This window comes from Leptospira mayottensis 200901116 (assembly GCF_000306675.2).
In the GTDB taxonomy this organism is placed as follows: Bacteria; Spirochaetota; Leptospiria; order Leptospirales; family Leptospiraceae; genus Leptospira; species Leptospira mayottensis.
The window spans coordinates 1,752,501-1,775,000 of sequence record NZ_CP024871.1; the positions used below are offsets into that span (position 1 = coordinate 1,752,501).

Here is a 22,500-nt window from a genome sequence, read left to right on the forward strand (position 1 = left end):
GCTCCACGAAACGAGTATAGATATCTGATCCTGATTCGATGAGACCGCCGTTTCTTCCCATGAATCCGCCGGATAAAACGACATCTCCTCCGGCTTTGAGAAAAACTTTTCCGACGGATTTTTTGACGATGATAGAACCCTCGGTTTCCAAAGTGAAACCGTCTGCGATGGAACCTTCCACGATAATGGTTCCGGGAAAATTAACGTTTCCCGTGGAAAAATCCACATTCTCCAAATGACAAACTTCGTCGACTCGTATGATTCCTTGGCGATCCAGGATCGGTCTTCCGTCGATCAGGGAAGTGGCAAAAGTTCCCTCTGAAGAGAGTCTAACGTTTGCACCGAATTTCCATTCTGCTTCCTTACCAGGATCATAGGGGAGAATTTCTCCGAATACATTTTTTCCTTCTTTCCCCGGAAGGGGGGAAATTTTTTCCGCAAGTTTTTGATCCTTAGAAACGCTTTGTATAATTTGAATATTCTTAAAGTCTACTCTACCATACTCATCCTCTTCTAGATTCGGAACTGCCGGGTGGATGAATAAAATTCGTATGTCTCCGTTTTTTCCAGAAACTGGAGGCGCACCTTCTGCAATGAGAATTTTTTTTCCATATTCTGGCTCTTCGGAAAGTGTATCGATGATTTCTTTTCGAATTCCGAATTGGATTCCTCTCTGTTGAATCGATTCCTGAATTTGTTCGGAGTTTAAGATTCTACCGCCGTATTTAGGAGGATAAAAAGTGAGATAGGCTTTCATACGATCCTCGGAGATGTCAATTTCAATCCGAGAACTTTCCGGTTTACCGGGCCATTTTCCGATGAGATGCGAAAGACCGTCCGATTTGAGAGCGAGATTTTGGATGATTGCGGGAGAAATTTCCGTGATCCGAAAAAGTTCGATTCTTCTTAAGATCTCTTTCGAATCGACCGGCTTTCCTTTTTTGCCGGCGGGAAAAACGGAAAGATATGCGAGCCCATCTTCATTTTCTATTTTGAAGAATCCGTTTTCGTTTTCTTCCAGATCCTTTAAAAGGGAATCCGTGAAATTCTTGAGAGAATCGCTCATCCGGGGTTTCAGTTTAGAAGTCATCGTCCCTTTTTACAATCGAAATCTCTCGAGAAAACTTGAATGTTTGGAAAGAATTTTTGTCAATGATGGTGAGAATGTTCTTCGTTTCGGGAGGGAGGCCGTTCGATTTTGTTTGATTCGAGGGAATATTTGTGTTCCGCATGAGTATGATTCATTCGGAAAAAGATCATAGAAATTCCGATGAAGACCACTGCAACTCCGGCGAATTTGATTGCATTTGTAGGAAGTTTTAAGACGAGTTTTCGAAATCCGATTCCAAAAAGAAAAAGAGCCGGAAAGGTTCCCAAAAAGAATACGGACATTATGATCGAACCATATCCTATACCTCCAGTCGCAAGCGCCAAACTGAAAGCAGGATATAAAGCCGAGCAGGGAAGAAGCCCCGTTACCATTCCGAACGCCAAAGGGATACCGGAAAGATTTTTACCTTGTTTAAGCGAAACGATGAGAGGAGTGGCAAATTTGTTGAGAACTTTTTGATAAAATCCGGAACGTTCGGGACCGGCGTTTTGTAAGAGTCTGAGTCCGAAGACAATGACGAAAATTCCGGAGATTACCGCCGCAAATTCCCGAAGGGAAACTATATTTCCTGCGAGATTGAGTCCGGAGCCCACAAATCCTAATATAGCGCCTAACGTAGAATAGGATATGAGTCTTCCCAAGTTGTAGAAAAGATTCGTTTTGAATCTCGCTTCTTTTTGGTAAAGGTTTAAGGTTCCGGCGAAGGGTCCGCACATCCCGAGACAGTGTAGGGAACTTGTGATTCCGTGGAGGAATGCTACGGAAAGAGTGGTTAAAAAAAGTTCAGTCTGCATTAAATTTTTTCTGTTTCGGAATCGGTTTATCGATGTTTGATTCGTCGTCGAAGAGCATTCTGTATTTCGGTCCTTCGATATCTTCGTACTGACCTGATTTTAACGACCAGAGGAATACGATCAATGCACCCAGTGCTATCAGCATCGCCATAGGAATCGTGAGGTACAATGCGTTCATGGTTTTGTTCTCCATTGTAAAGAGATGGAATTGAGGACTACAGAAAGGGAGCTGAGAGTCATAAGCCCCGCACAGATGACCGGAAGCATAAAACCAAAGGCGGCCAAAGGAATCATGATCGAATTGTAGATTAAGGATATTAGAATGTTCTGAAATATGATATTTTTCGTTTTCTGGGATATGGAAATAGCATGCACCAGAGAATCCAATCGGTTGGAAAGTAATACGAGATCTGATTTGTCTATGGACAGATCGGAGGCGATTCCCATCGAAATTCCCAAGTTCGCCGCCGCTAAACAAGCGGAATCATTGATTCCGTCTCCTACCATGACGACCGTTTCTCCGTTATTTTGTGCTTGTTTTATGACTTTCAGCTTTTCTTCCGGCTTCAATTCATAAAAGGAATTTTTTAGATCTAAAAAAGAGGCAAGTGATTGGACGTTGGATTTGGAATCTCCGGAAAGGATTCCTAAAAAACCAATTCTGGATTTTAGTTTTTGAATCGTTTCTTTTGCTTCGGGACGAATGGTATCTTCCAAACAAAAACTTGCTATGAGTTTCTCGTTTACTCCGATATAAATTTTTCCGTCCTGTGAACCTTTGCCGTTCGAAACAAATTTTCTGTTTCCGATTTTATACGTTTGATCTCCGTTTAACGAAACTGCTTCGATTCCGTTTCCGGGAACTTCTCTGATTTTTTTCCAAAAAATTGGAATCGGAGATTTATTCTTTTGTCGAAGTTTTTTCTCGATTTCTTTCATCAGACTGGTTGCGAGAGGGTGTGTAGAATTGGATTCCATCGAAAATAGAATCGAATAAATCCTTAGAGAATCGTCTGGTTTTAAAAACCACTCTTCTCGAATGGATAATTTCCCGAAAGTTAAGGTCCCTGTTTTATCAAAATAGATTCGATCGGCGTGACTTAATATTTCCATAGAGTCCGGATTTTTAACTAGAATTCCATTTGCCCCATAGAGTAGATTACCTGCTACATACGCAGTGGGAACGGCGAGTCCAAGTGCGCATGGACAGGCCACGATCAAAATGCTGATTGTATTGAGGATTGCGGATTTTCCATCATTATAATAAAAAAAGAATATACTAAAAGTTGCAATTGAAAGTAGAAGAACGATTGAGGTAAAGTAGATAGAGAGTTTATCGGTGGTTCTTTGAATTTTCGGTTTTGATTGAAGGGCGCCTTCGACCAATGAGGAAATCCTGGAAAGTGTACTTTCTCTTACCGTCGTGGTCGCGGTGACAAAAACGTTCGTGTTGAGACAAAGGGAGCCGGATAGAATAGAATCTCCTTTTTTACGGGAAACAGGTTTGGATTCTCCCGTGAGAAAAGATTCGTCGAAATGGGCGTTTTCCGTTTCTAAAATTCCATCTACGGGAACTCGATTTCCATTTTTGAGTAGAATTTTATCTCCTTTCTGAATTTTGCTAGGGGATACGGAGATTTGTCTACGATCTTGAACGATTGTGTATTCTTCTGGAAGTGCAGATAGAAGTTCTCCGATTTTTCTTCCAGCTTTCAAACGAATTGTGGATTCCAGAAACTTTCCGATCAATACAAAGAAATAGATCGTACATACGGAATCGAAGTAAACTTCCCCTTTGTCGCTTAACGTTACGTAAACGCTATAAAAGTAAGCCAGTGAAACTCCTAAAAACAGTAACGTGTCCATAGACAACATTCTTCTTTTTATCGATTCTACACTTCCCTTATAAAAAGGGTAACCTGAATAGATGTAAACGGGAGTTGCAAAGACCCAGGATACGAAATGAAACAAACGCTTGAACTCGACTTCGATTCCGGAAAAGTATCCAGTGTAAAGTCCTACACTGAACAACATAATATTTCCCCAGGAAAATCCGGCGACCGCCGTTCTGAGGAAAAGGTCTTTGGAAAAAAGACCGATTTTTGTTTCCGCCTTAAGAGGAGAATATAAAGCGGGTTCGTAACCGATATTTCGAATCAAAGAAAAAATTTTGTTTAGATCGATTCTATTTCGATCGTAAACCAATTTCATTCTACCGGTTGCAAAATTAATTCTTGTTTCTAAAACTCCTGTTTGTTCCGAAACGACTCGTTCGTTCAACCAAACACAAGCAAAACAGTGGATTTTTCCGACCGTAATTAGAGTTTCGCAGATTCCATTTTCCTTTTGTATTACGTATTCTTGATATGTCGAATCCGTTTCAAGATTTTCCGAATTCGATCGTACATAAGATATGGGTTCTAAAATTTCCGATCCTCGAAGATCGTAAAAGCGAGTGAGTCCGTTTTCTACAAGTAGGCTTGCAAGAGATTTGCATCCTAAGCAGCAGAACAATTCTGTTTTTTCTTTTAATCTTGCATATATCTTTTCTTTTTCGGATCGAATCTGAGTATTACAGTGATAACAACGGTTTTCGATTTCTGCGAGAGATTCCATTTTATTTATTGAATATTCATATTTTCTGTTTTTCTTAGGCTTCTTCCGTGTATTTCCCCTGTGATGCTTAAAACCCACGGTCCGATTTCCGAAAATTCCAAGACACCGAGGTAATTCCCTTTGGTTTTAGGATCTTCTTCCAGAAGAAAAGAGCGGTTCCACAGATCGGTTGCGGATCTTTCGATTTGGACCTGAACCTTCGCTCCGCTGACTGGGATTCCGGATTTTAAAAATCGAATTACGATTGGATTTTTTCCGAGTTTTAAATTCGGGGAGAATAAAACACTTTCGTAGTAATATCCTTCTTCGAGCATTTTCCTCTGTTCTAAAATTGATTTTTCGTAATTCAGTCCTATTTCGTAATATTCTTTTTCGATCGGCCCTGTATAGTTCGCGTTTGCATATCGAATCGTAACTACGGTTGCAGAAATCAATGCAATAAACGCGATCCAGATCCAAGTGAATGCGAGTTTCATACTTTTATGAAGAGCCATAGTTTTTCCTTTAGTTTTGAATCGAAATGGGAACCCGAAATGGAATCGTTTTTTTTAACTGATAGTTTTTGTTTTTTGAGTCTGTAATTTTCAAAGTAATCTGATGAGAGGTTTGGGAACGCTCGGAGGATTTTAAGGTTGTTTCCAAGATGATTCTAAAGTTTTGTACACTGTTGGCTTGGATCTCAACGGAAGGAGTTGGGGTTCCTCCCAAAAGAATTCGAATCGGAGAATGGAGAGTACTTTCTTCTACAGAAACGTTTAAGAATCTATTTTCAAACGTCATGTTTGAAAGTTGAGCGTTATAAAAATTTCTTACAATTTCTCCCGGAATTTCCATCGGTTGTATGATTCGATCGGGAAGAATATTCACATACAATGGAATCCTGTTGTAGAGCAGAATTACGGAAGTTGCTAAGACGCAAAGAAGTAAGATTCCGTAAATAAAACTCCTAGGGCGTATCCAACGGATTTCGGTCTTCGGATCATTGGCCTGATTTTCGGACATATATCCGATTAGGGTTTTTTTGCCTTCTTTACCCATGGTTTTTGTACATGCGTCCACGCATTTGCCACAGGAAATGCAACCTATGTTTACTCCTTCGCGGATATCAATTCCAGTGGGACAGACCACCAAACAAAGATTACATGCCGTACAATCTCCAATTTGAATTTTTGCCTTTCGTCTCGGTTCTCCTCTTTTGAAGTCGTAGGTGACATTGATCGAATCTGAGTCCATCATCACGGTCTGAAGTCTCGCATAAGGACAGGCATACTTGCAGAATTGTTCTCTTACGAACGCCATATCAAAATACAAAGTCGCCGTAAAAAACAACGTAAAATAAATCCAAGTGGGAGGATTCGTCAAAAAGGAGGAGGAGCGAATGTCGCTTATCATTTCGTACGGATCCGCAAAATAGGAAATCCAAGCAAGAGATCCTAGTAAGCTGAAAAAAATCCACAGTTTATGAACAAGGATCTTTCCGAAGAGAGAAGCGTCTTTTTTTCCGTACTTGGAACCGAGAATCGTTCTTCCGATAAAATCGAAAAGATCCGTAAATACGGTTTGAGGACAGGCCCAACCGCACCAGACTCTTCCGATCAATGTCGTGAAGAAGAAAAGGGATAAACCCATTCCGATAAGAAAAAGATGAAGATAAAAACCTTCTTGAGGTGTGAAGATGTTTCCGAGTAGATAAAATTTTCTTCCGGGAATGTCAAGTCGGATCAGAGGATGTTCTTCCCAACGTAACCAAGGAAGAAAAAGATAAAGTGGGACTAAAACCGCTTCCACAAGATATCTTGCGGAACGAATTTTACCGGAAATGTGTCTTGAGATGACCACAAAAAACTTAACGGACCGCTTTGAGACTTGCGTTTTGAGACGCAATCCAAGCCATCACTTGATACACTTTTTCGGAGCCAAGAGAGTTTTCGTGCGGGGGCATAGGGCCTCTTCCCAGTTTTATTTTGTCGTTAGCGATTCCTTTCATGATGTTATCATAAACTTGGGAATCAGTCGATCCGTGGATCCATTCTCGGTCCATCAAACTCGGTCCTACAAGACCTTGTCCCGTAAGTCCGTGGCAAGCGGCGCAAGTCGCTTGAAAAGTTTTTTCGCCTTCCACAATTGCACTTTCGTTTCCTCGAAACGGATTGCTTCCGTCGCTCGAAGTAACAGCTATCGCCTTCGGAAATTTTTCCTCGTGTTCTTTCATTTCCAATTCGTAGGCCATATCCTGCTTCCAATTGGAAAATTGGTGAAAGTAGATCGCGTACAAGATGGAGAAAAGGATTGTAAGCAAAAAGATCCATTGCCACCAAGTCGGTAGCGGATTGTCTTCTTGTCTAATTCCGTCGAAATCCTGATTTGAATTTTGAGTCATCGATTAATCCTCCTCAAGCATTCGAAATTTAGGTTCTTCCATTTGTGCCTTACGTTTGCGGTTGTAAACGTAAGAAGTGATCAAAATGATCGCCGTTACAAGGATCGGAAGTCTTAAAAACTTATAGATTTGAATCAGTTCTAGCTCCATAATTTCACCTCACTGAATGGATTTGGAAAGGATCGCCGTGTCTTTTCCGAGTTTGAGAAGATACGCAATCAGGGCATCTCCTTCCGTTTTGCCTTCCAATTCTTTCGTGGCAGAAAGATAATCCGCTTCCGTATAAGGGACTCCCACTTTGGAAAGACCTTTCATACGATTGACAATTTCTTCCGGGTCGAGTGTAGAGTCGGCATCGAATAACCACGGATAGGCGGGCATCATCGATCCGGGAGAAGTGTCTCTCGGGTTGATCAAATGAGTTTTATGCCAAGTGTAGGAAGGTTGGATTTGGGATTCATGGGCAAGATCTGGTCCGGTTCTTTTAGAGCCCCAGAGAAACGGATGATCGTGAACGAATTCTCCCGCTTTGGAATATCCGTCTCTTCCGTACGACTTAGAAGGATCGAAACGATCCACTTCCCATTTGAATGGACGGATCATCTGGGTATGACAGTTATTGCAACCTTCCTTTTGATAAATGTCTCTTCCGGCAAGTTCTAAAGCTGAAAACGGGATTATTCCTTGGATCGGAACTGCGGTTTTTGAAATAAAGAAAGGAGGAATGAGCTCGAATATACCTCCGATCAATACGGCGATTGTCGTATAAACGGTAAATTTAACTCCTTGTTTTTCCCATTTTTCTGTAAAACCCGAAAACCAAGTCAAAAGAATATCGAAAAGTTTCATGCGCTTTCTCCTTCTTCCTTCACTCTCAAATCGACTTCTTGAAAACCGGAACCGGAGCTTTGAATTGTTTTGATCACATTATAAAGCATGACGAAGACACCGCTCAGATAAATAGCGCCTGCAACCCCTCTTGCAAAACGAAAGGGCTTCAATACCTCGGTGATTTGAACCCAAGTCGGATACTGTAAAAATCCTTTGGAATCAATTGCTCTCCACATAGAACCTTCTGTGATACCAGAAACCCACATCGAAACGATATAGAGAAGAATTCCTAAAGTCGCGAACCAGAAATGGACGTTCGCCAATTTTTCCGAATAAAGATTAGTGTTCCACATTCTGGGAACGAGATAGTAGATCGCAGCGAAAGACATCATTCCCACCCAACCCAAGGTCCCGGAATGAACGTGGCCTATGATCCAATCGGTGTTGTGGCCGAGGGCGCTGATTGAACGAATGGAAAGGAGAGGGCCTTCAAAGGTAGCCATCCCATAGAATGTGATCCCTACGAGCATCATCTTTAAAATAGCGTCGGTTTTGATCTTTTCCTTTGCTTGGGTTAACGTTAGGAATCCATTGAGCATTCCTCCCCAGGAAGGCATCCAGAGCATAATGGAAAAAGCCATTCCGGTTGTTTGAAGCCATTCGGGAAGAGGGGTGTTAAGCAAGTGATGAGGACCGGCCCAGATATAAATGAAAATCAAGGACCAGAAATGAATGATAGACAATCTATGGCTATAGATGGGTTGTTTGATATGTTTCGGAAAATAATAATACATCAAACCTAAGAACGGGGTCGTTAAGACAAACGCTACCGCGTTGTGACCGTACCACCACTGAATGTTTGCATCGTAGACTCCGGAAAAAATCGAGTAGGACTTGGAAAGACTAACGGGAACTGAAAGATTATTGACTACAAAAAGAATCGGGATGGTGACGAAGGAAGCGATGTAGAACCAGATCGCTGCGTAGAGTTGTTTTTCCTCTCTTGTAAAAATCGTCGCTAGGAAATTCACGAGAAAGATCACGAACCAAACCACGATCAAAAGATCCAAAGGCCATTCCAATTCAGCGTATTCCTTAGATTGATTAAGTCCTAGGGGAAGAGTGATCGCGGCAAGAACGATCGTTAGATTGTATAATACGAAATGAATTTTTGCTAAGGAATCGTTCCAGATTCTTACCCGACAAAGTCTTTGAATCAGATGATAGGCTGTGGCGAATATAACGCTCAGTGCAAAACCGAAAATCGCCGCGTTTGTGTGTAAGGGTCTGATTCTCCCGAAAGTGAAGTATCGAGTAAAATTCAATTCGGGGTAGACCATTTGAAAGGCGACGAGAACTCCCACCAACATGGAAGTGACTCCCCAGACTAAAGCCGAGACAATGAACCCTTTTACGATGGAATCGTTGTATTTGGTGCTCGTTTGGCTCATGAAATTTCGTCTCCTGATTCGATTCTTTTGTTCATTTCGTTTAAAATGGAAAAAGTCAATAAAATATATACTATTTCAGTAAATTTGAATATTATTTTTTTTTAACTACAATGGATCCATTTGCATTTTATTGAAATTGATTGAGAATAAAAGAACTCTTGGGCTTTACGAACTTGATAAATATCAAGTTTTTCCGGTGCATTGGAATTTTAATGAAGAGGAGATATGAGCACGTAGCTCGAATCTATACAAAAGTTCTGAGACTCTATCTCAGAATGAGATCAGTAATATATGGTTTCTAACTTGGAAATTACTTTGAGGTTTTTTGGTGTGGTCAGGAGAAGTCTATTGTATAATATACATTTTATTTTTCGAGATATAGTGAGATAAAAAATAAGGTCAAAAAAATTGATCGAGAATATTCTCTTTGTCAGTAGAATTGGGGAAACGACCGAAATTAAAGGTGTACATTAGGAAATTTTTCCAAATTACTAGGAAAAGAAAACGATGGATCTCAATCTAAAAGACAAACTTCAATCTGGGTTTTCCTCGATCGATAGTTTATCTCGAAATCTGCCACCTCAAGTTCAGAAGACTTTTTTATATACTGGAATCTCTTTAGCCGTGTTGGGAGTTTCTTTGGCGGTTCTTATCGGAATTCAAAGAGGTAAAGAAGGGGCTGCTTTCGACGGTCAGGCGAAAGAATTGGATCGTAAAGCGTTGTTCTTGGAAGATATCGAAAGAAATTACAATCGCAAACGAAAATCGATTCGTTACAGCGATCCGGATCTTTCTATAACGGAGGAATCTTCCCAACTCGAAATCGATCGATACGAAAGAGAAAAACCCAAGAACGGACTTTTACAAGAATCAAATATTCCCGAAGGAAAACATCCCTTAAGGGACGAAAGGAGGGAAGGAGTCGGAACTCCGAAACTACCGACCGAGTCGGACGTACTACCGACGGAAGATCGGATCAAAACGCCGGAAGCAAATCGCAATCTGGATGATCCGGGAATCATTTCTCCGGAACGAAATTCCCACAATCAAGAACGTCCGACTTTGATGAAACCGCCTAAAAATAATTCCAAGGGAACTTTGGAGCCTCGATGAAATTTTCGACTGCTTTGATCATCTTGATCTTTTCACTTATGGTCGTCACGAGTTCTTCATTCGCAGATATGCCTCTTCCGTTTCCGGAAGAGTTGGGGCTTTCTGAAGCGGAAATGAATGCTACTGATACTTCGGAAAAAGATATTTCCGGAGTTACAAAGTCGAATGAAACAAAAGAAATATCCGAATTTGTGTCGAAAGGCACGGAGTCGGGAAACGTTTCAACTGAAGATTCTTCTAAATCTTTGCAGATGGAAGAATCAAAGACGACTAACGTTCATTCTTTGGACTTTATGTCTGTGCAAAAATCATCGGATCGATCCAAAGAAGAAGTCGCAAAATTTCAGGAAAAAACGATACTTCCGAATTCCGAAAAAACAAGCTTAAAAAAGAAAAAGGATAAAAAGAAGGAAGATCCGTCCGAAAGTGGATATAAAAAAGGTCTTTTACGACTGAGAGAAAATCAGAGAAACAAAGCAAAGAGCGAGTTCGATCAATCTTCCGTACAGGGAAAGTTGGCGAATTCTTCCAGACTAGAAAACGCAAGATTGACCGCGGAAAATTCAAACGACGCAAATACGATCACGGAACAAATCGATTCCGAGGACGAAAAATGGAAAGCGGTGTTCGAGGTTGCTCGAGCTCTCAGGGGAAACGGAAAAATTCCGGAAGCGGAAACTCAATATCTTAAAATTATCACGGAGGCTCCCGAAAACTTCCAATCGATTTCTCTGCTTTCTTTGGGAGAGATGCTTTCGTCCACGGATCGAAAAGATTCCGCAAGAGGATATCTTTTACAACTCGTAAAACTTCTACAGAAAAAACCGGAACTTGATCCTAAAAGGGATCAGTTGGAAAAAGCGGTAACTTTGATCGCGAGAATTTATGGAGATCAGGGGCGATACGAGGAAGCGGAAAATTGGGCGAAAACGTACTTAAACCGATTGAATCCGGAGGCTTCCGAAGATTCTCCTTTTGTAAAGGAACTCAAAAGAATTTTGAAACGCAGATACTATTAAATTTATTGAAAAGAGTCCTTTTTTTCTTGGAACCGGACGAAATGTCCGGTTTGAAACGCTTTTCAAGCAAGTTTAAGTGAGGGAAACGTTTACATCCAGTTTTCCAAACTTAGAAAATAGACTAATTCCCAAGGCGGGCTTTCTAGGAATTTTTAATGTTTCGCTTTTGGAATCAACTATATTCGGTGCGGTGATTTCGATCGATTGACCGGAACTTGCGAATATATTCATTGCATTTCCTGTGGTCATATTCGCGATTTCTCCCAGAATATCTTTGTATTCATTTTTAATATCTTGTAAGTTCATTCCGGGCATTAGAACACCGGCGATCTTATACGCGGCATCGTAATTAAGACCGTAGACTACTTCGCCGTTAAACGTTCCGATCACACCGATCACAATAGAAAGTTCCAGGTTCGTTTCTGGGTTGTCTTTGATTCCGATCTTTCCCCGGATCAGATCCGTTTTCAATACGTCTCTAAAAACGATCGTGGCGGCTTCGAGAAAGGGATTTACCAATTCAGCCCGGATTTGCATTATTCTTCTGCCTTTTGACCGATCCTTCGTTCAATCGGGTATTTTTCCTGAAGTGCCTGACTGATTTCCATAACGAACCCATTCAGCAGGTTCGGGTTGTCCCTCAAATCCGGTCCCTGGAAAGTATTGATTTTAGACGAATCGATTTCCAAGGAAGCGAATTCTACAAAAACATTTTTTTCGGATTCTCTGTAAGGACCTCCGACTTTTTTAGACCCAAAGGTCACAGTTGTCAAATCTTTAAGAAATTGAGTATTGTTTCCGAGGCGGATGTTCTGGTTTCCGGACTTCAATTCCCAGAGATTTAAAAGAGATTGGTCCTTGAAATCCTGAATGCTCACGCCTAACAAAGATGCGATTTTTTGGAGTCCGTCCGGCTCTTCTTGAAGGGTTTTTAATCTTCCTTTCCATTCTTCCTGGGATTTGGAACGAGCTTCCAGAAGTAGTTTGCTTTTTAGGAAATTTTTTCTTTCTTCAAAGGAAAGCTCCTTGCCGTCTGTGTTTTTCGGTAGTTTTCCTTCTTTCTTTTCGTTTTCGTATTTTGCACGTAAAACTTCTTCGGAAACGGGGGTTTCTTTCTCTGCCAGCTTGTTTAACTGTTCGTCGGTATAAGAGACGATTCGAAGTCGAAACCGAGCGGAAGAGGATTCTTTTTGAACCGCAACTTCTCCGTCGGTTTTTTTGAGATCGGAATTTAAAAGAGAATCATAGAGACCGCTTGCATTTTTACGATCGACTCGATATTGCATTGGAGCTGAGTTTAGAATCTGTCTATAGATGACTTCGGGTTTACGAACGTCTTCCTCGGAATACCCGGCTCCATTGACGGATTCTCTATAAATTCTCCTTGCCTCTTCGGAAAGTTCCTCACGGATTCCGGTTTCGGAAACGGAAAATCCGGTTGCGTTTGCGATTTGTTTAGTGACTAACAAACTACGGATAGTTTGAAATGCACAGGATTGAAGTGTGGAAGGATCCTCCGCAAGAGAAGGGGCAATGTTTCTGTATTGGAAGAAACAATCTCTTTGAGCGGCCTGAAAATAATCCATTGGGATGGAATCATTCCCGATTTTTCCGGCGTTGAGATTAGAACGACCGGAAATCACGTCGAAAAAGCTTTTTTCGGCGTCTCCCGGAAGAAAAGTGATTATCAAACCGCTCACGAGGATAAAAAGAAAGAAGGCAACAACCGCGCGAATGATCTTGTCTTTGAGAGAAACGTTTTCTAATTCCATGATTATATCAATAAACTAAAAGGGTTTGTAAGGGAATATTTCTGTAAAGGAGAAAAGTAAGAAAAACGCTTCAGAAACCTGCTCCGTCGACAGATACATAAAGTGATGCTCTTTATTGCAATCGCACTCATCCTTGTAGGACTACTTTGCTTTATTTATGTTTCTCTCAATCCGAATTCGGGTAGAGAAAGGTCTAAGCTCCGGTTTAAATCCAATATTCGAAAGGAAAATTCCGAGAATGAGCATCTATCTAGGCATGAATTCGATCCTCGCAAAGGTGCGGAGATTCTTGCGGCAACCAAACGGGCTTCTAACCTGGGAGAGATCGAAAAACAAAAACATCTAGAAGATTTATTTGTGGAAGGAAGAAAAATCCCGAAGCAGGGCAAAGTCTTGCAACCAACAATATCTTCTTCGGCCGAATTTTTTGATGAGACTGTTTCCTCGATTGAGGAGTTTTCCCGAATGGAAGAAGGTTCCGGCGTTGAGGTTTTGGAAGAGTCTCCTAACTTCTCTTTTGTAGACGAAGAAAAGTCGAAAGAGGAAGAAGTCAAAGAGATACGTTTTGAAATCGACGGGATTTTGTATTTGGATCAGAACCGAGAACTTCTGTATGAAAAACTCGCCGACAAAAAGAAAGAATTAATCCCGGACAAGTTGAAAAGTTTGAAACGAATCGGTCCGGGCAAATTGAGCGAGAGTAAGGATTTTCTTTCTTTTGAAGCGTTAAACAGCAGTTATAAATATTTCTTTTCCGAAATCGAAAAAATTCTGTTCTTCGATGAGGGAATCGTTTTGATTTCTTCCAAGCAGAATTATCCGATTCCAGTCTTTTTTACAAAAGAGACAAATCAGTTGAAATCATATCTGGAAAGTTCTTCTCAGACGTTTTCGAATTGAAGTCTTCGTAATAAAAGAGGTATAGGTTTCACCTTGAAAATGTTTCAATAAGACGGATCGTTTTGTTTTGACTTTTATGAAAAGAGTGGGTTACATGTCGATTCTCATGAAAAAGGGTGATTTCGTTTTCTCTTAACTCAGTAAAGTGCTCTTATGGGTTTGCGCTTAGCGGCCCTCAACATGTAAAAGTTTTGTAGTTTTAACGACAATTCTTGTAAGAATGTAAAAAACGAGTCCGCCGCCAAACAGAACGATTTGAGGAATACGAATTGCTTCTATAAGATTACTGACTGGTTCGTTAAAATAAACCGCGACTAAATCGAAAACGCTGAAGATGACGAGAATTCCGAAGAGGCTCGGATATTCTCTTTTAACTACATTGCGAACGGAAAAAGAAAGGGCTGGCTTTTTATAACCGCTGAACTTCGGAATAAACGCGGGAACGTTATTTGCCCAGGAAAGATAAGCCTCTCCGAATTTATTGCGCAGGAATTGTTCTTCTGCAAACATGATCCTTTCGTAATATACCCAGAAAAAAAGAATAAAAACCACCGCTATCAAAAAGTTTTTTAAGAATAGAACCGCTCCGAGATACATCAGAAAATTTCCCACATACAAAGGGTGACGAATGAGGGAATAAATTCCTTCTTGGTTAACCAGGTCTGCCACCTGTTCTTTCGTATTTCTTCCCGACGTTCTTGCGGGTGCGTAGCCGATCACGAAACTACGCACGAAAAGCCCCAAAATACTAATCACGAAACAAAAGGACTGGTAGTACAGATGATAGTTGTAGGAATCTCCGGGAAACCGATAGAAGGGCAAAAGTCCAAGACAGAGAATCAAGATGATTCCGGGAATATAAGATCTCCAACGAAATAGAAAATTCCCCTGAGATTCAAATTCTTCGATCAAAGCCATGCTTTTGTCCTAAATTTTAGATTTCTTGTGAAAGGAAATTGGAGGCATTTACATTGTCAATAGAGAATCGGTTCTGAATCTGGATCGTAAATGTTTCAAAGAGTTCATAATATCGTTTAACGACGTTTCAAAATAAATGCTCTTTTGAAATACGATCAAAAAAGTCATTCGGAAAAAACCGAGTCAATGTGTCCTCGGGGAGTCAAAACGGATCGGAGGTTTCGTAAAAGAATTCTTTCAAATTCGGAACTTTTTGAAACCCTCTTAAAAAGTCGGGATCGATTACGTATAAAATCGAATCGGAATCCGATCGAAAGACGGGTTCTTTATCGGAAGTGTTTCCAATCCATTCCAAGTTCAACAAAGAATTCTGATTCGAATGAAGGCGGATTTCGATCTGAAAACGATCTTTGGAATTCAAAGGGAAAATCTTTTCTTCGAACGGTCTTTTTAAAACTCTTTCTGCCTTGAGTGTTAGGATTTTTTGAACGATTCGAGAACAATCCTCACCCGGACAGAGCTGGAAATTAGAAGAAATTGGTTTCCAATTTCCCGGTTCCGCTTGCCCGACTTCAAACGCGACATTTTTGTTTTCGGAAAAATAGATTAGAATAGTATGAACTTCTTGTATACGAATATTTTCCGGAATTAAAAGGTTCGAGAGGAAGAAGTTTTCATTCCCGCGGCCTGCCAGGGAATTTAAATTCTCTTCCACAAACCAGATTTCTCCCGTGTTTGGTTTTCGGATAAAGGTTCCGCTTTCCGATTTTCCGGCGGCTCCTATATCCAGTTTTTCGATTTCTCCAGACTCGGTTTGGATTTCTAATTTTAATTCCTCACCGTTTAAACCGAATTCTTTCGAATTAGAAGCAGAAGAGATTTTCGTAAACTTTCGGATATTTAAAATAGCATTTAGAAAGGAAATGATTTTTTTGAAATCAGGTCTGGCTTCGACTTCTCCGATTAGAACGGACCAAGTTCCATTCTTTTGCTCTAAGATTGTTTCATGTCCTTTTCTCCCAATTTGAATCCTTTCGATTTCATTCGCTTTAAAAGGAAAGAACGGGTCGTACGTTCTTTGAAAGGATCTCAAAGGATCGGAGATTAAAAAGTAAACGGTACCTAAAATTAGATTGGTTAGAACCAGAGCAAGAGCGGTTTCTCTCTGAAAGAAATGATTGAAAGCTGTAAGAATTTTTATCCAGGACTTCATGATTCCGGGTCTTTACCTCGTAGAGAATTTCTATACCGCATCCTAAGATATGTGTAAAGGCCTAAAAGAGACGGTATTCCTAAAAGATTCAAGAAACTGAATGTTATTTTTTCAGTATTGGAAAATGGATTGAGTTTTAAAAAGGCAGATTTTTTTCCTCGGATCTGAATGAGATCGGTGTCTCCGGCGGATATATCCAAGGCATTTAATAAAAACGGAATGTTCGATTCTTGGTAGATTTTTCTCGTTTCTGGATAGGCCAAAAGATCTGATACGAGGTAGGGAGAGCCGATAGCAAGAATTCGAGAAATTTTTCCTTCGGAGGTTTGTTTCAAAAAAGGATTTGATTTTTTGAATACTGTTGGGACGGATGCAAACGCAGATCGAAAAGAACCTTCTAACACAGCACCTAAAATGATTTTTTTATTTCCGCTTCGAATTGGGGTTGCAAAGATCTGTTTTTCACCGAGGGCCACTACGGAAGAGCGGATCTCTGCTTCTTCGGAAGATAATAGGATCGGTTCCATCCTCACGTTCGGTTGTCGATCTGGAAAAAGAGTCAGACTTGAAACCCAGGGAAGAAGCAGATTTTTCAAAGGTTTCGTAAAGGGACTAACTTCGCTTAACATTTCCTGAGAGCTTCCTGCGAGAATCCAAGGTGGATAGGCATACCTTCCGATCACGCCGGGTTCCACTTCCATCAAAGGACCGATGGAAAGAGAACGATTCGGGTCCAAGACAAGGTCGGTATTCACTCGAAAACCGTAAGATTCAAAAATACGATTTTGCTCTTCGATCCGAGGAGTCGGTTTTGCGATCCCTGCGCCGATCGAATTTATTCCGATTCCCTTCTCCCGATTGGGAGGTTCCAAACGAAAGTCCATAGATTTGAAAAGAAGAATGAGATTTCCGCCTCTCATTAAGAACTGATCAAGTTTATAAAAAGCTGTTTCGGATAATGTTCCTCCACCGATCCAAAGGAGAGTATGTAAGGAATCTTGAATGTCCTCTTCTTCAAGGCGGACTTTCGAAAGAGCTCCGTATTCTTCTATTAGAATCTGATTTGCAAAAATTCCGATCGTATCTTTTCCGATTTCAGGATCCGAGGGAGTTGTGGACAACGCTCCTGGAATAGAAAGAATTCCGATTCCTGAGTCTGTGGGGCTACGGATCATTTTTCTAAGAGTCGTTAAGATTTGATATTCGATTTCTTCCGCATAAAAGGCGATCGGAATTGTTTCTTTCCTGGTTCCTAAGGTCAAAGTTAGACCGAAGTAGGCTTGTTTGATTTGGGAGGAACCTAATTCTGTCTTTTCCAATATCTGCGGTTGAATTCCTGCTTCGATCGCCTTTTTTTGCTCTTCGACAGAAAAGTCAGGATCATGAAAGCGTAATATGGCATTCGATCCGCCCAAGGAGGCGATTTCGCTTAACAATTCTTTGGTTAGATCCAGACGTGTCTTATATTCTCCCGGAGTTTTAGAGGAATAGTAAGCATCGATGTAGATAGGAGAATGTAGGTTTTGAAAAATCTTTCGCGTGCTTTCTGAAACTTCGAATCGTTCTGATTCCGAAAGATCTTTTCTACATACAAATTGAGAAAGGATTCCGTTTGAAAATAAAAAAAGAAGAAATGCCTGAGAAAATAAAAACCAAGGATTGGAATTGAATTGCGAAAAAAAAATCCTAAGATTTGAGATCATCGTTTTGACCTCAATATAAGAATGTTTGCATATAAGGATAAAAGAATGAAACTTAAATAGAAAAAGACTTCCCTTCCGTCCAGGATTCCTAAACGAAACGATTCAAAATGTTTGGAAAGAGAAAAAAAAGAAATTTTGGTTCCCTGATTTGTTCCTAAAAATTGAAGAAAAGGCCTGTACCCCAAAAGAAAAAAGAAAAGGCAAAGAATGAGCCCGAGCAGATAAGAACTGATCTGATCTTTCGTTAGAGTGGAAATAAAACTTCCGAGCGCTAAGTCCGCTCCGCCTAAAAGAAAAATTCCCAAATAACCCGCCGTAACGATTCCCGGGTCTAAATCTCCGAGATAAAAAATCGTTCCCGGAATCAGAAGTGTAAACGAAAGAACAAATCCTAAAAAACTCCAAGCCGCAAAAAATTTTCCAAACACCAATTCCGAATCTCTCAAGGGAAGAGAGAAAAGGATTTCCAAAGTTCCGGAACGTTCTTCCTCGGACCAAAGGCGCATAGAGAGAGCAGGGATAAAAATCACGTATAGAATCGGAACCCAGAAAAAATACGCTTCCATGCTGGCGGATTTAAAGTCCCAAAAAGAACCGTCTCCCAACCCAAAAAAAAATAGAAACGAAGTTAAAAATAAAAAGAAAGAAGCAAAAATTGTTCCGACGGGTGAATTGAAGTAAACGGAAAATTCTTTCCAAAACACGGTTGTAGTATTATAAAAAAATGTTTTAAAATATTCGGAAAGTTTCATCTTATTTGGTTACGGTCAGAGATTGGAAAACGGATTCTAAGGAGTTTTTTTCCGGAGTCAAAGAGCGAACTTGAAAACTTGCTTTTTTCAAGAACTGAAAGATTTTTTCCGAGGACGTATTGTGGGAGCGGATTCTAAATTCTAAAAAGGAATCTTCCGACTTTCCAGTCGTTTCGATTTCGTAGTCTGTATCCGAAAAAAGAATTTTGAGTGTATCTAAATCGGTTTCCGCCAATACCAAACTGTCTTTTCCCCGAGAGATGGAAACTAAAGAGGAATCTGCGATCAATTTTCCTTCCGATAACACAAGAACATGATCACAGAGATCTTCCACTTCCTGTAAAATATGAGATGATAGAAGAATCGTTTTACTCTTTCCTAATATACGAATGAGTTGTTTCAATTCCGCGATTTGAATCGGGTCTAAGCCGGAACTCGGTTCATCTAAAATAATATATTCGGGATCTTGAATGAGAGCTCCAGCCAAGGCTACTCTCTGTCGAAACCCTTTGGAAAGAAGGCCGATCGGACTCACCGTTTTCAATTTCAACAAAGAGGAAACGAAATCGATTTTTTCTCTTAGATCTTTGACGGAGATTCCTTTTGCCTTTCCTAAAAAAGAAAGATATTCGAAAACTGTAAGATTCCAATAAATCGGAGAAGACTCGGAAAGATAACCGATTTTTTTCTGGATCTCGATCTTATTTTTCAAAAGATCAAGACCGTCATATCGTATTGTTCCTTGGTTTGGATGGAGAGAGCCAGTTAAAAGTTTCAGAGTGGTTGTTTTACCGGCACCGTTTGGTCCGAGTAGACCTGTAATTCTTCCTTTCGGAATTTCGAAACTAAGATCGGATACTGCGGTCTTTCCCGGAAAAAACTTTGAAAGTTGGCTGACTGAAATTGCGGGATTCACCATAGGGTTTTTTGGGCCTCGCCAAAAGAGGCAATTGTTTTTCGAAAGTTTAGAGACCGAGTTTGGCATCCACTTTGAACTTCTTGAGGATTTCCAAAAGATCCGGATTTAAGTTTTTAATTTTCATTTTTACTCCGTAGTGATCCATTCTATTTTTTACGGTTAAAAGTTTTGCAATTCCGCTAGAGGTTATTTTTTTGACGGGATCTAAAAAAAATTCCACTTCCAATACGGCGCCCGTAGAAGCATCCTTGGAGACTTCGTCGAAAATTTTATCATAACCGTCGATTACCGGTGTATCAATCGTAACCTTTCCGGATTTTCCTTCGATTTTAAATTTTGACATACGGTTTTTTTTCGTCCTTTTTTAGTTGGGTTTCGACATAAAATTTTACGATCCTAAAACTCTGATAAATATCATTGATTTCGTAAATTCATTTCCGTATTACCGCAAAGATAATTTGTAAGAGAAGCATCTTCTTCAAGAATCCAGTCCTTATAATCGGAACCTTCTTCCAAAAGTATAAATCCGCATTCTCCAGATAAATTGTGAATTGTATTTCTTGGGAAATATTTATGTTTATGAATTTCCGAAAATTTTTCTTTGGATCTTTTATGAGAAAAGGTGAGTGTGGATTCCAAAGTATTCGAATCCTCTAAGAATCGATTTTTCCATTCAATTGTATAATCCCTAATTCGTTCTACAAACGTCTGTCCGTCGAAATGATTCTTAAAATTATAGAGGCTGCTCAAATCGAAAAAGAAAAGTCCCTCCGGTTCCAAATGGGATCGAACCCTGGAAAAAACTTTTTTTAATTCTTCTTCATTTCTTAAGTAATTGAGCGTATCGTGTGTAGAAAGGATGAGGTCGAATTTTCGTCCGTTCAGATTTAAATCGAGTATGTCCGAATGAATCCATTCTCCGTAAATTGCTTTTTTCTTGGCAATTTCGAGCATTTCTAAACTTGAGTCGATTCCGGTAAGTGTAACGTTTTTTGGAAATTCTTCCCAGAGTCTACAGGTCCCACAGCCCAGGTCTAAAATGGTTTTAGGAAGAATTTTTCGAGAGTGATTCGAGTAAGAAGAGAGAATAAATTCCGACCAATGTTTGTATTGAACATCCCGCATGACTGCGTCATAAACCGACGAAAAACCAGAATAGGGCTTTTTTTTAAACATAATTTAATTTTTTCTTGCTCTTTTTACGATCTTTCGAATAGTCAATTCTAATTTGACGAGACATAATGTTTCCGGAAATTTTGCAGCTTATTCCAAAGGTAAGAATTTCCATTTCAGGAAAACTCAAAGCTGCCGTTTTTCGCGTTTTCTAAACTCGGTGATGGGCCGCCATGGCAGGTTCCCTAAGGCTACAACTTATAGAGTAGCGTTCTGAGTTTCCTTTGGAACGGGTTCTTCTTATGTCTATGGTAAACAAAATTCAATGGGAATAGAATTACTCCTGCCGTTTATAGCCAGCGTGGGAATTACAATCCTTCTTCGAAGACTGGATAAATCCAACTATAAACTCAGTCAAATCAAACGTTTTACCGGAAAAATTCAAGATGAATTGAGCGGTATTGCGCTTGAAAAGATCGGGTCTGTAAAAGATGCGGGAATCGATTTAGAAATCAGTCTCAAACAAACCCGCAAACTTGCAAATGAAGTTCATGCTCTTAATGATGAATCGAGACAGTTGCTTGAGTCCATCAAAACCAACCGTGACTTTTTGGATGGCGTCGCGCGCGATCTCAAGGAGGTCGTGCAACTTTCTTCCGATATTCGGGAGGAATCCAACGCGATCCAACAAGGACTTCTTCGTATGGAGTCCGGTAAGAAAGAAATTCAACTCTTGGATCAGAAAATTTTGAATTTAAGATCCGAAGCAGAATCGATTCTTGAAGTCTTTTCCGATAAAGTGGATCTTCGTTCAGACGAACTTTTACAATCTCTCGCTTCCAAAATCGTCGAACTCGAAGAGCTTTTGGAAATTAAAAACGATAAGATAGACCAGGGCTTGAACTCGATTGCCGGAAATTACAGAGAGAGTTTGGAAGCACATTCCAATTCTTTAATGCGCGAATCTGTGGGAAGAATTGAACAATTACGCTCCGAAATCACCTCTCTTTTTGAAACGATTCGTAATAAAGAAGAAGATTTGGATTTAAGATCTGAAAAGCTCCAAACAGTGTTTTTGACAGTAAGCGATAAACTAGAACGTTTGGATTCCAGAATTGAGGAAAAAACGGAAGCTGCGGACCGTAAACTTGAGGAGATGGCCGAACTCGCCGAAAAATCCGTCCAAGAAAAGCTGGACCGGATTTTAGAGCAGGTGACTCATTCTAAAGAGGCGTTCATCAGCGGAGTCAAACTTGAAGTGGACTCTATCCGTAGAGAGATCGAGGGGATGAGTTTGGAAACCATGACTCGTAGAGACGAAATTCTCAACGAAACGAGACGTCAGGCGGAATCAATCAACGAATCCATTCAGTTTTTCCAAGAAAAATATCTGGAAGCGGAGAATAAACTTCTGCGCCAGGCCGACGCTCGTAAATCGGAATTGCTTCGTCAGATCGACAACTTCGAAGAAGAATTCAATCGTATCAGTAACAATCTCCGTAGCGATGCGGACGATCTGAAAAAAGATATTTCTATGGGTTTCAAGGAATTTCATGCGACGCTGGACGCCGCAAGAGAAGATGCAAAAGAAAAAACAATTCACGGAATCGTTTCTCTCAAAGACGAATTCGATTTAGAACTTTCTAAACTTCACACGGAACGTTCCATGTCGATTCAACAAGATCTAGAGGCGGTTAAACAATCCGTCGTTATACTCGATAAACAAATTTCCACTCGGATCAAAGACGTGGATTCCTATCTTGGAGATCTTCAGTCTGCGATGGAATCTAGTGCGGGCGATCTTCTGTCTCAAGTAGAGGATAAGATCGATCTTCTTTCCGGAACCGTGGACGAAGAAGTTCGCAAGATCGATCAAAGATTCGAAAATCTCAGTC

23 protein-coding genes (2 of these 23 running past the window's edge) are annotated in these 22,500 nt (G+C 40.3%); 4 read left to right on the plus strand and 19 right to left on the minus strand.

Annotated features, from left to right (window positions below):
- The 10 genes from LEP1GSC190_RS07845 to ccoN all read right to left on the minus strand — a co-directional run.
- On the minus strand, window positions 1-1,066 hold the 5' portion of the coding sequence (locus LEP1GSC190_RS07845) for a DUF342 domain-containing protein (RefSeq protein WP_004280547.1). It extends 629 nt beyond the left edge of the window; only the first 1,066 of its 1,695 coding nucleotides appear in the window; it begins with the start codon at window positions 1,064-1,066; its stop codon lies beyond the left edge, outside the window.
- Window positions 1,067-1,149: 83 nt separating this feature from the next.
- Window positions 1,150-1,905: a sulfite exporter TauE/SafE family protein gene (locus LEP1GSC190_RS07850; RefSeq protein ID WP_002761144.1), complete on the minus strand. Its 756-nt coding sequence runs from the start codon at window positions 1,903-1,905 to the stop codon at window positions 1,150-1,152.
- Entirely contained in the window at window positions 1,895-2,083 is a 189-nt protein-coding gene (gene ccoS, locus LEP1GSC190_RS07855; RefSeq protein WP_002761021.1) for a cbb3-type cytochrome oxidase assembly protein CcoS, read from the minus strand. Before ccoS ends, LEP1GSC190_RS07850 begins: the two co-directional genes overlap by 11 nt.
- Window positions 2,080-4,521, minus strand: coding sequence for a heavy metal translocating P-type ATPase (locus LEP1GSC190_RS07860; protein WP_002761105.1), 2,442 nt, complete (start codon window positions 4,519-4,521; stop codon window positions 2,080-2,082). The genes ccoS and LEP1GSC190_RS07860 overlap by 4 nt, the downstream gene beginning before the upstream one ends.
- A 5-nt stretch (window positions 4,522-4,526) precedes the next feature.
- On the minus strand, window positions 4,527-5,015 hold the full coding sequence (locus LEP1GSC190_RS07865; protein ID WP_002761156.1) for a FixH family protein: 489 nt from the start codon (window positions 5,013-5,015) through the stop codon (window positions 4,527-4,529).
- A gap of 10 nt (window positions 5,016-5,025) precedes the next feature.
- A complete protein-coding gene (ccoG, locus tag LEP1GSC190_RS07870) occupies window positions 5,026-6,360 on the minus strand; it encodes a cytochrome c oxidase accessory protein CcoG (RefSeq protein WP_004280132.1) in 1,335 nt (444 codons plus the stop codon).
- 7 nt (window positions 6,361-6,367) lie between these two features.
- Window positions 6,368-6,901: a cbb3-type cytochrome c oxidase N-terminal domain-containing protein gene (locus LEP1GSC190_RS07875; protein ID WP_002760964.1), complete on the minus strand. Its 534-nt coding sequence runs from the start codon at window positions 6,899-6,901 to the stop codon at window positions 6,368-6,370.
- 3 nt (window positions 6,902-6,904) lie between these two features.
- On the minus strand, window positions 6,905-7,051 hold the full coding sequence (locus LEP1GSC190_RS07880; protein ID WP_002761079.1) for a hypothetical protein: 147 nt from the start codon (window positions 7,049-7,051) through the stop codon (window positions 6,905-6,907).
- A gap of 9 nt (window positions 7,052-7,060) precedes the next feature.
- Window positions 7,061-7,750, minus strand: coding sequence for a cbb3-type cytochrome c oxidase subunit II (locus tag LEP1GSC190_RS07885; protein WP_002761114.1), 690 nt, complete (start codon window positions 7,748-7,750; stop codon window positions 7,061-7,063).
- Window positions 7,747-9,183, minus strand: coding sequence for a cytochrome-c oxidase, cbb3-type subunit I (gene ccoN, locus LEP1GSC190_RS07890; protein ID WP_002761134.1), 1,437 nt, complete (start codon window positions 9,181-9,183; stop codon window positions 7,747-7,749). Before ccoN ends, LEP1GSC190_RS07885 begins: the two co-directional genes overlap by 4 nt.
- Window positions 9,184-9,690: 507 nt before the next feature.
- Between ccoN and LEP1GSC190_RS07900 the strand changes: the two genes are divergently transcribed.
- A complete protein-coding gene (locus LEP1GSC190_RS07900) occupies window positions 9,691-10,296 on the plus strand; it encodes an LIC_11485 family protein (RefSeq protein WP_002760997.1) in 606 nt (201 codons plus the stop codon).
- Window positions 10,293-11,315: a tetratricopeptide repeat protein gene (locus LEP1GSC190_RS07905; RefSeq protein ID WP_002761165.1), complete on the plus strand. Its 1,023-nt coding sequence runs from the start codon at window positions 10,293-10,295 to the stop codon at window positions 11,313-11,315. Before LEP1GSC190_RS07900 ends, LEP1GSC190_RS07905 begins: the two co-directional genes overlap by 4 nt.
- 72 nt (window positions 11,316-11,387) lie before the next feature.
- Here LEP1GSC190_RS07905 and LEP1GSC190_RS07910 read toward each other — a convergent pair whose 3' ends face one another.
- Entirely contained in the window at window positions 11,388-11,852 is a 465-nt protein-coding gene (locus LEP1GSC190_RS07910) for a chemotaxis protein CheX (protein WP_002614363.1), read from the minus strand.
- Entirely contained in the window at window positions 11,852-13,087 is a 1,236-nt protein-coding gene (locus LEP1GSC190_RS07915) for a hypothetical protein (protein WP_002761082.1), read from the minus strand. The genes LEP1GSC190_RS07910 and LEP1GSC190_RS07915 overlap by 1 nt, the downstream gene beginning before the upstream one ends.
- A gap of 102 nt (window positions 13,088-13,189) precedes the next feature.
- On the opposite strand from LEP1GSC190_RS07915, the gene LEP1GSC190_RS07920 reads away from it, so the two are divergent.
- Complete coding sequence (locus tag LEP1GSC190_RS07920) at window positions 13,190-13,987, plus strand: LIC_11490 family protein (RefSeq protein ID WP_173380558.1); 798 nt, start codon at window positions 13,190-13,192, stop codon at window positions 13,985-13,987.
- A 165-nt stretch (window positions 13,988-14,152) separates the two neighbouring features.
- Here the strand turns inward: LEP1GSC190_RS07920 and lmtA are convergent, their stop codons facing one another.
- The 7 genes from lmtA to LEP1GSC190_RS07955 all read right to left on the minus strand — a co-directional run bounded on the left by lmtA (window position 14,153) and on the right by LEP1GSC190_RS07955 (window position 20,668).
- Window positions 14,153-14,905 carry a lipid A Kdo2 1-phosphate O-methyltransferase gene (gene lmtA, locus LEP1GSC190_RS07925; protein WP_002760995.1) on the minus strand — a complete coding sequence of 251 codons (753 nt, stop codon included), beginning with the start codon at window positions 14,903-14,905 and terminating at the stop codon, window positions 14,153-14,155.
- A 202-nt stretch (window positions 14,906-15,107) separates the two neighbouring features.
- Entirely contained in the window at window positions 15,108-16,118 is a 1,011-nt protein-coding gene (locus LEP1GSC190_RS07930; protein WP_002761086.1) for a DUF4340 domain-containing protein, read from the minus strand.
- Window positions 16,115-17,821 carry a GldG family protein gene (locus LEP1GSC190_RS07935; protein ID WP_004280411.1) on the minus strand — a complete coding sequence of 569 codons (1,707 nt, stop codon included), beginning with the start codon at window positions 17,819-17,821 and terminating at the stop codon, window positions 16,115-16,117. The genes LEP1GSC190_RS07930 and LEP1GSC190_RS07935 overlap by 4 nt, the downstream gene beginning before the upstream one ends.
- A complete protein-coding gene (locus LEP1GSC190_RS07940) occupies window positions 17,818-18,573 on the minus strand; it encodes an ABC transporter permease (protein ID WP_004280541.1) in 756 nt (251 codons plus the stop codon). Before LEP1GSC190_RS07940 ends, LEP1GSC190_RS07935 begins: the two co-directional genes overlap by 4 nt.
- A gap of 1 nt (window position 18,574) precedes the next feature.
- Window positions 18,575-19,492: an ABC transporter ATP-binding protein gene (locus tag LEP1GSC190_RS07945; RefSeq protein WP_002761116.1), complete on the minus strand. Its 918-nt coding sequence runs from the start codon at window positions 19,490-19,492 to the stop codon at window positions 18,575-18,577.
- A 46-nt stretch (window positions 19,493-19,538) separates the two neighbouring features.
- Entirely contained in the window at window positions 19,539-19,835 is a 297-nt protein-coding gene (locus LEP1GSC190_RS07950) for a hypothetical protein (RefSeq protein WP_002761161.1), read from the minus strand.
- A gap of 71 nt (window positions 19,836-19,906) precedes the next feature.
- Window positions 19,907-20,668: a class I SAM-dependent DNA methyltransferase gene (locus tag LEP1GSC190_RS07955; RefSeq protein WP_002760987.1), complete on the minus strand. Its 762-nt coding sequence runs from the start codon at window positions 20,666-20,668 to the stop codon at window positions 19,907-19,909.
- A gap of 262 nt (window positions 20,669-20,930) precedes the next feature.
- Between LEP1GSC190_RS07955 and LEP1GSC190_RS07960 the strand changes: the two genes are divergently transcribed.
- On the plus strand, window positions 20,931-22,500 hold the 5' end (the start) of the coding sequence (locus LEP1GSC190_RS07960) for a SpiroCoCo family coiled-coil protein (protein WP_004280382.1). It continues 1,850 nt past the right edge of the window; the window shows 1,570 of its 3,420 coding nt (coding positions 1-1,570); the start codon lies at window positions 20,931-20,933; its stop codon lies off the right edge, out of view.

What these genes read in the sequence shown, in the direction of transcription:
- LEP1GSC190_RS07850 (WP_002761144.1), bottom strand. Translation starts at nt 1,905, where the DNA reads ATGCAGACTGAACTTTTTTTAACCACTCTTTCCGTAGCATTCCTCCAC.
- ccoS (WP_002761021.1), bottom strand. Translation starts at nt 2,083, where the DNA reads ATGAACGCATTGTACCTCACGATTCCTATGGCGATGCTGATAGCACTG.
- LEP1GSC190_RS07860 (WP_002761105.1), bottom strand. Translation starts at nt 4,521, where the DNA reads ATGGAATCTCTCGCAGAAATCGAAAACCGTTGTTATCACTGTAATACT.
- LEP1GSC190_RS07865 (WP_002761156.1), bottom strand. Translation starts at nt 5,015, where the DNA reads ATGGCTCTTCATAAAAGTATGAAACTCGCATTCACTTGGATCTGGATC.
- LEP1GSC190_RS07875 (WP_002760964.1), bottom strand. Translation starts at nt 6,901, where the DNA reads ATGACTCAAAATTCAAATCAGGATTTCGACGGAATTAGACAAGAAGAC.
- LEP1GSC190_RS07880 (WP_002761079.1), bottom strand. Translation starts at nt 7,051, where the DNA reads ATGGAGCTAGAACTGATTCAAATCTATAAGTTTTTAAGACTTCCGATC.
- LEP1GSC190_RS07885 (WP_002761114.1), bottom strand. Translation starts at nt 7,750, where the DNA reads ATGAAACTTTTCGATATTCTTTTGACTTGGTTTTCGGGTTTTACAGAA.
- ccoN (WP_002761134.1), bottom strand. Translation starts at nt 9,183, where the DNA reads ATGAGCCAAACGAGCACCAAATACAACGATTCCATCGTAAAAGGGTTC.
- LEP1GSC190_RS07900 (WP_002760997.1), top strand. Translation starts at nt 9,691, where the DNA reads ATGGATCTCAATCTAAAAGACAAACTTCAATCTGGGTTTTCCTCGATC.
- LEP1GSC190_RS07905 (WP_002761165.1), top strand. Translation starts at nt 10,293, where the DNA reads ATGAAATTTTCGACTGCTTTGATCATCTTGATCTTTTCACTTATGGTC.
- LEP1GSC190_RS07910 (WP_002614363.1), bottom strand. Translation starts at nt 11,852, where the DNA reads ATGCAAATCCGGGCTGAATTGGTAAATCCCTTTCTCGAAGCCGCCACG.
- LEP1GSC190_RS07915 (WP_002761082.1), bottom strand. Translation starts at nt 13,087, where the DNA reads ATGGAATTAGAAAACGTTTCTCTCAAAGACAAGATCATTCGCGCGGTT.
- lmtA (WP_002760995.1), bottom strand. Translation starts at nt 14,905, where the DNA reads ATGGCTTTGATCGAAGAATTTGAATCTCAGGGGAATTTTCTATTTCGT.
- LEP1GSC190_RS07930 (WP_002761086.1), bottom strand. Translation starts at nt 16,118, where the DNA reads ATGAAGTCCTGGATAAAAATTCTTACAGCTTTCAATCATTTCTTTCAG.
- LEP1GSC190_RS07935 (WP_004280411.1), bottom strand. Translation starts at nt 17,821, where the DNA reads ATGATCTCAAATCTTAGGATTTTTTTTTCGCAATTCAATTCCAATCCT.
- LEP1GSC190_RS07940 (WP_004280541.1), bottom strand. Translation starts at nt 18,573, where the DNA reads ATGAAACTTTCCGAATATTTTAAAACATTTTTTTATAATACTACAACC.
- LEP1GSC190_RS07945 (WP_002761116.1), bottom strand. Translation starts at nt 19,492, where the DNA reads ATGGTGAATCCCGCAATTTCAGTCAGCCAACTTTCAAAGTTTTTTCCG.
- LEP1GSC190_RS07950 (WP_002761161.1), bottom strand. Translation starts at nt 19,835, where the DNA reads ATGTCAAAATTTAAAATCGAAGGAAAATCCGGAAAGGTTACGATTGAT.
- LEP1GSC190_RS07955 (WP_002760987.1), bottom strand. Translation starts at nt 20,668, where the DNA reads ATGTTTAAAAAAAAGCCCTATTCTGGTTTTTCGTCGGTTTATGACGCA.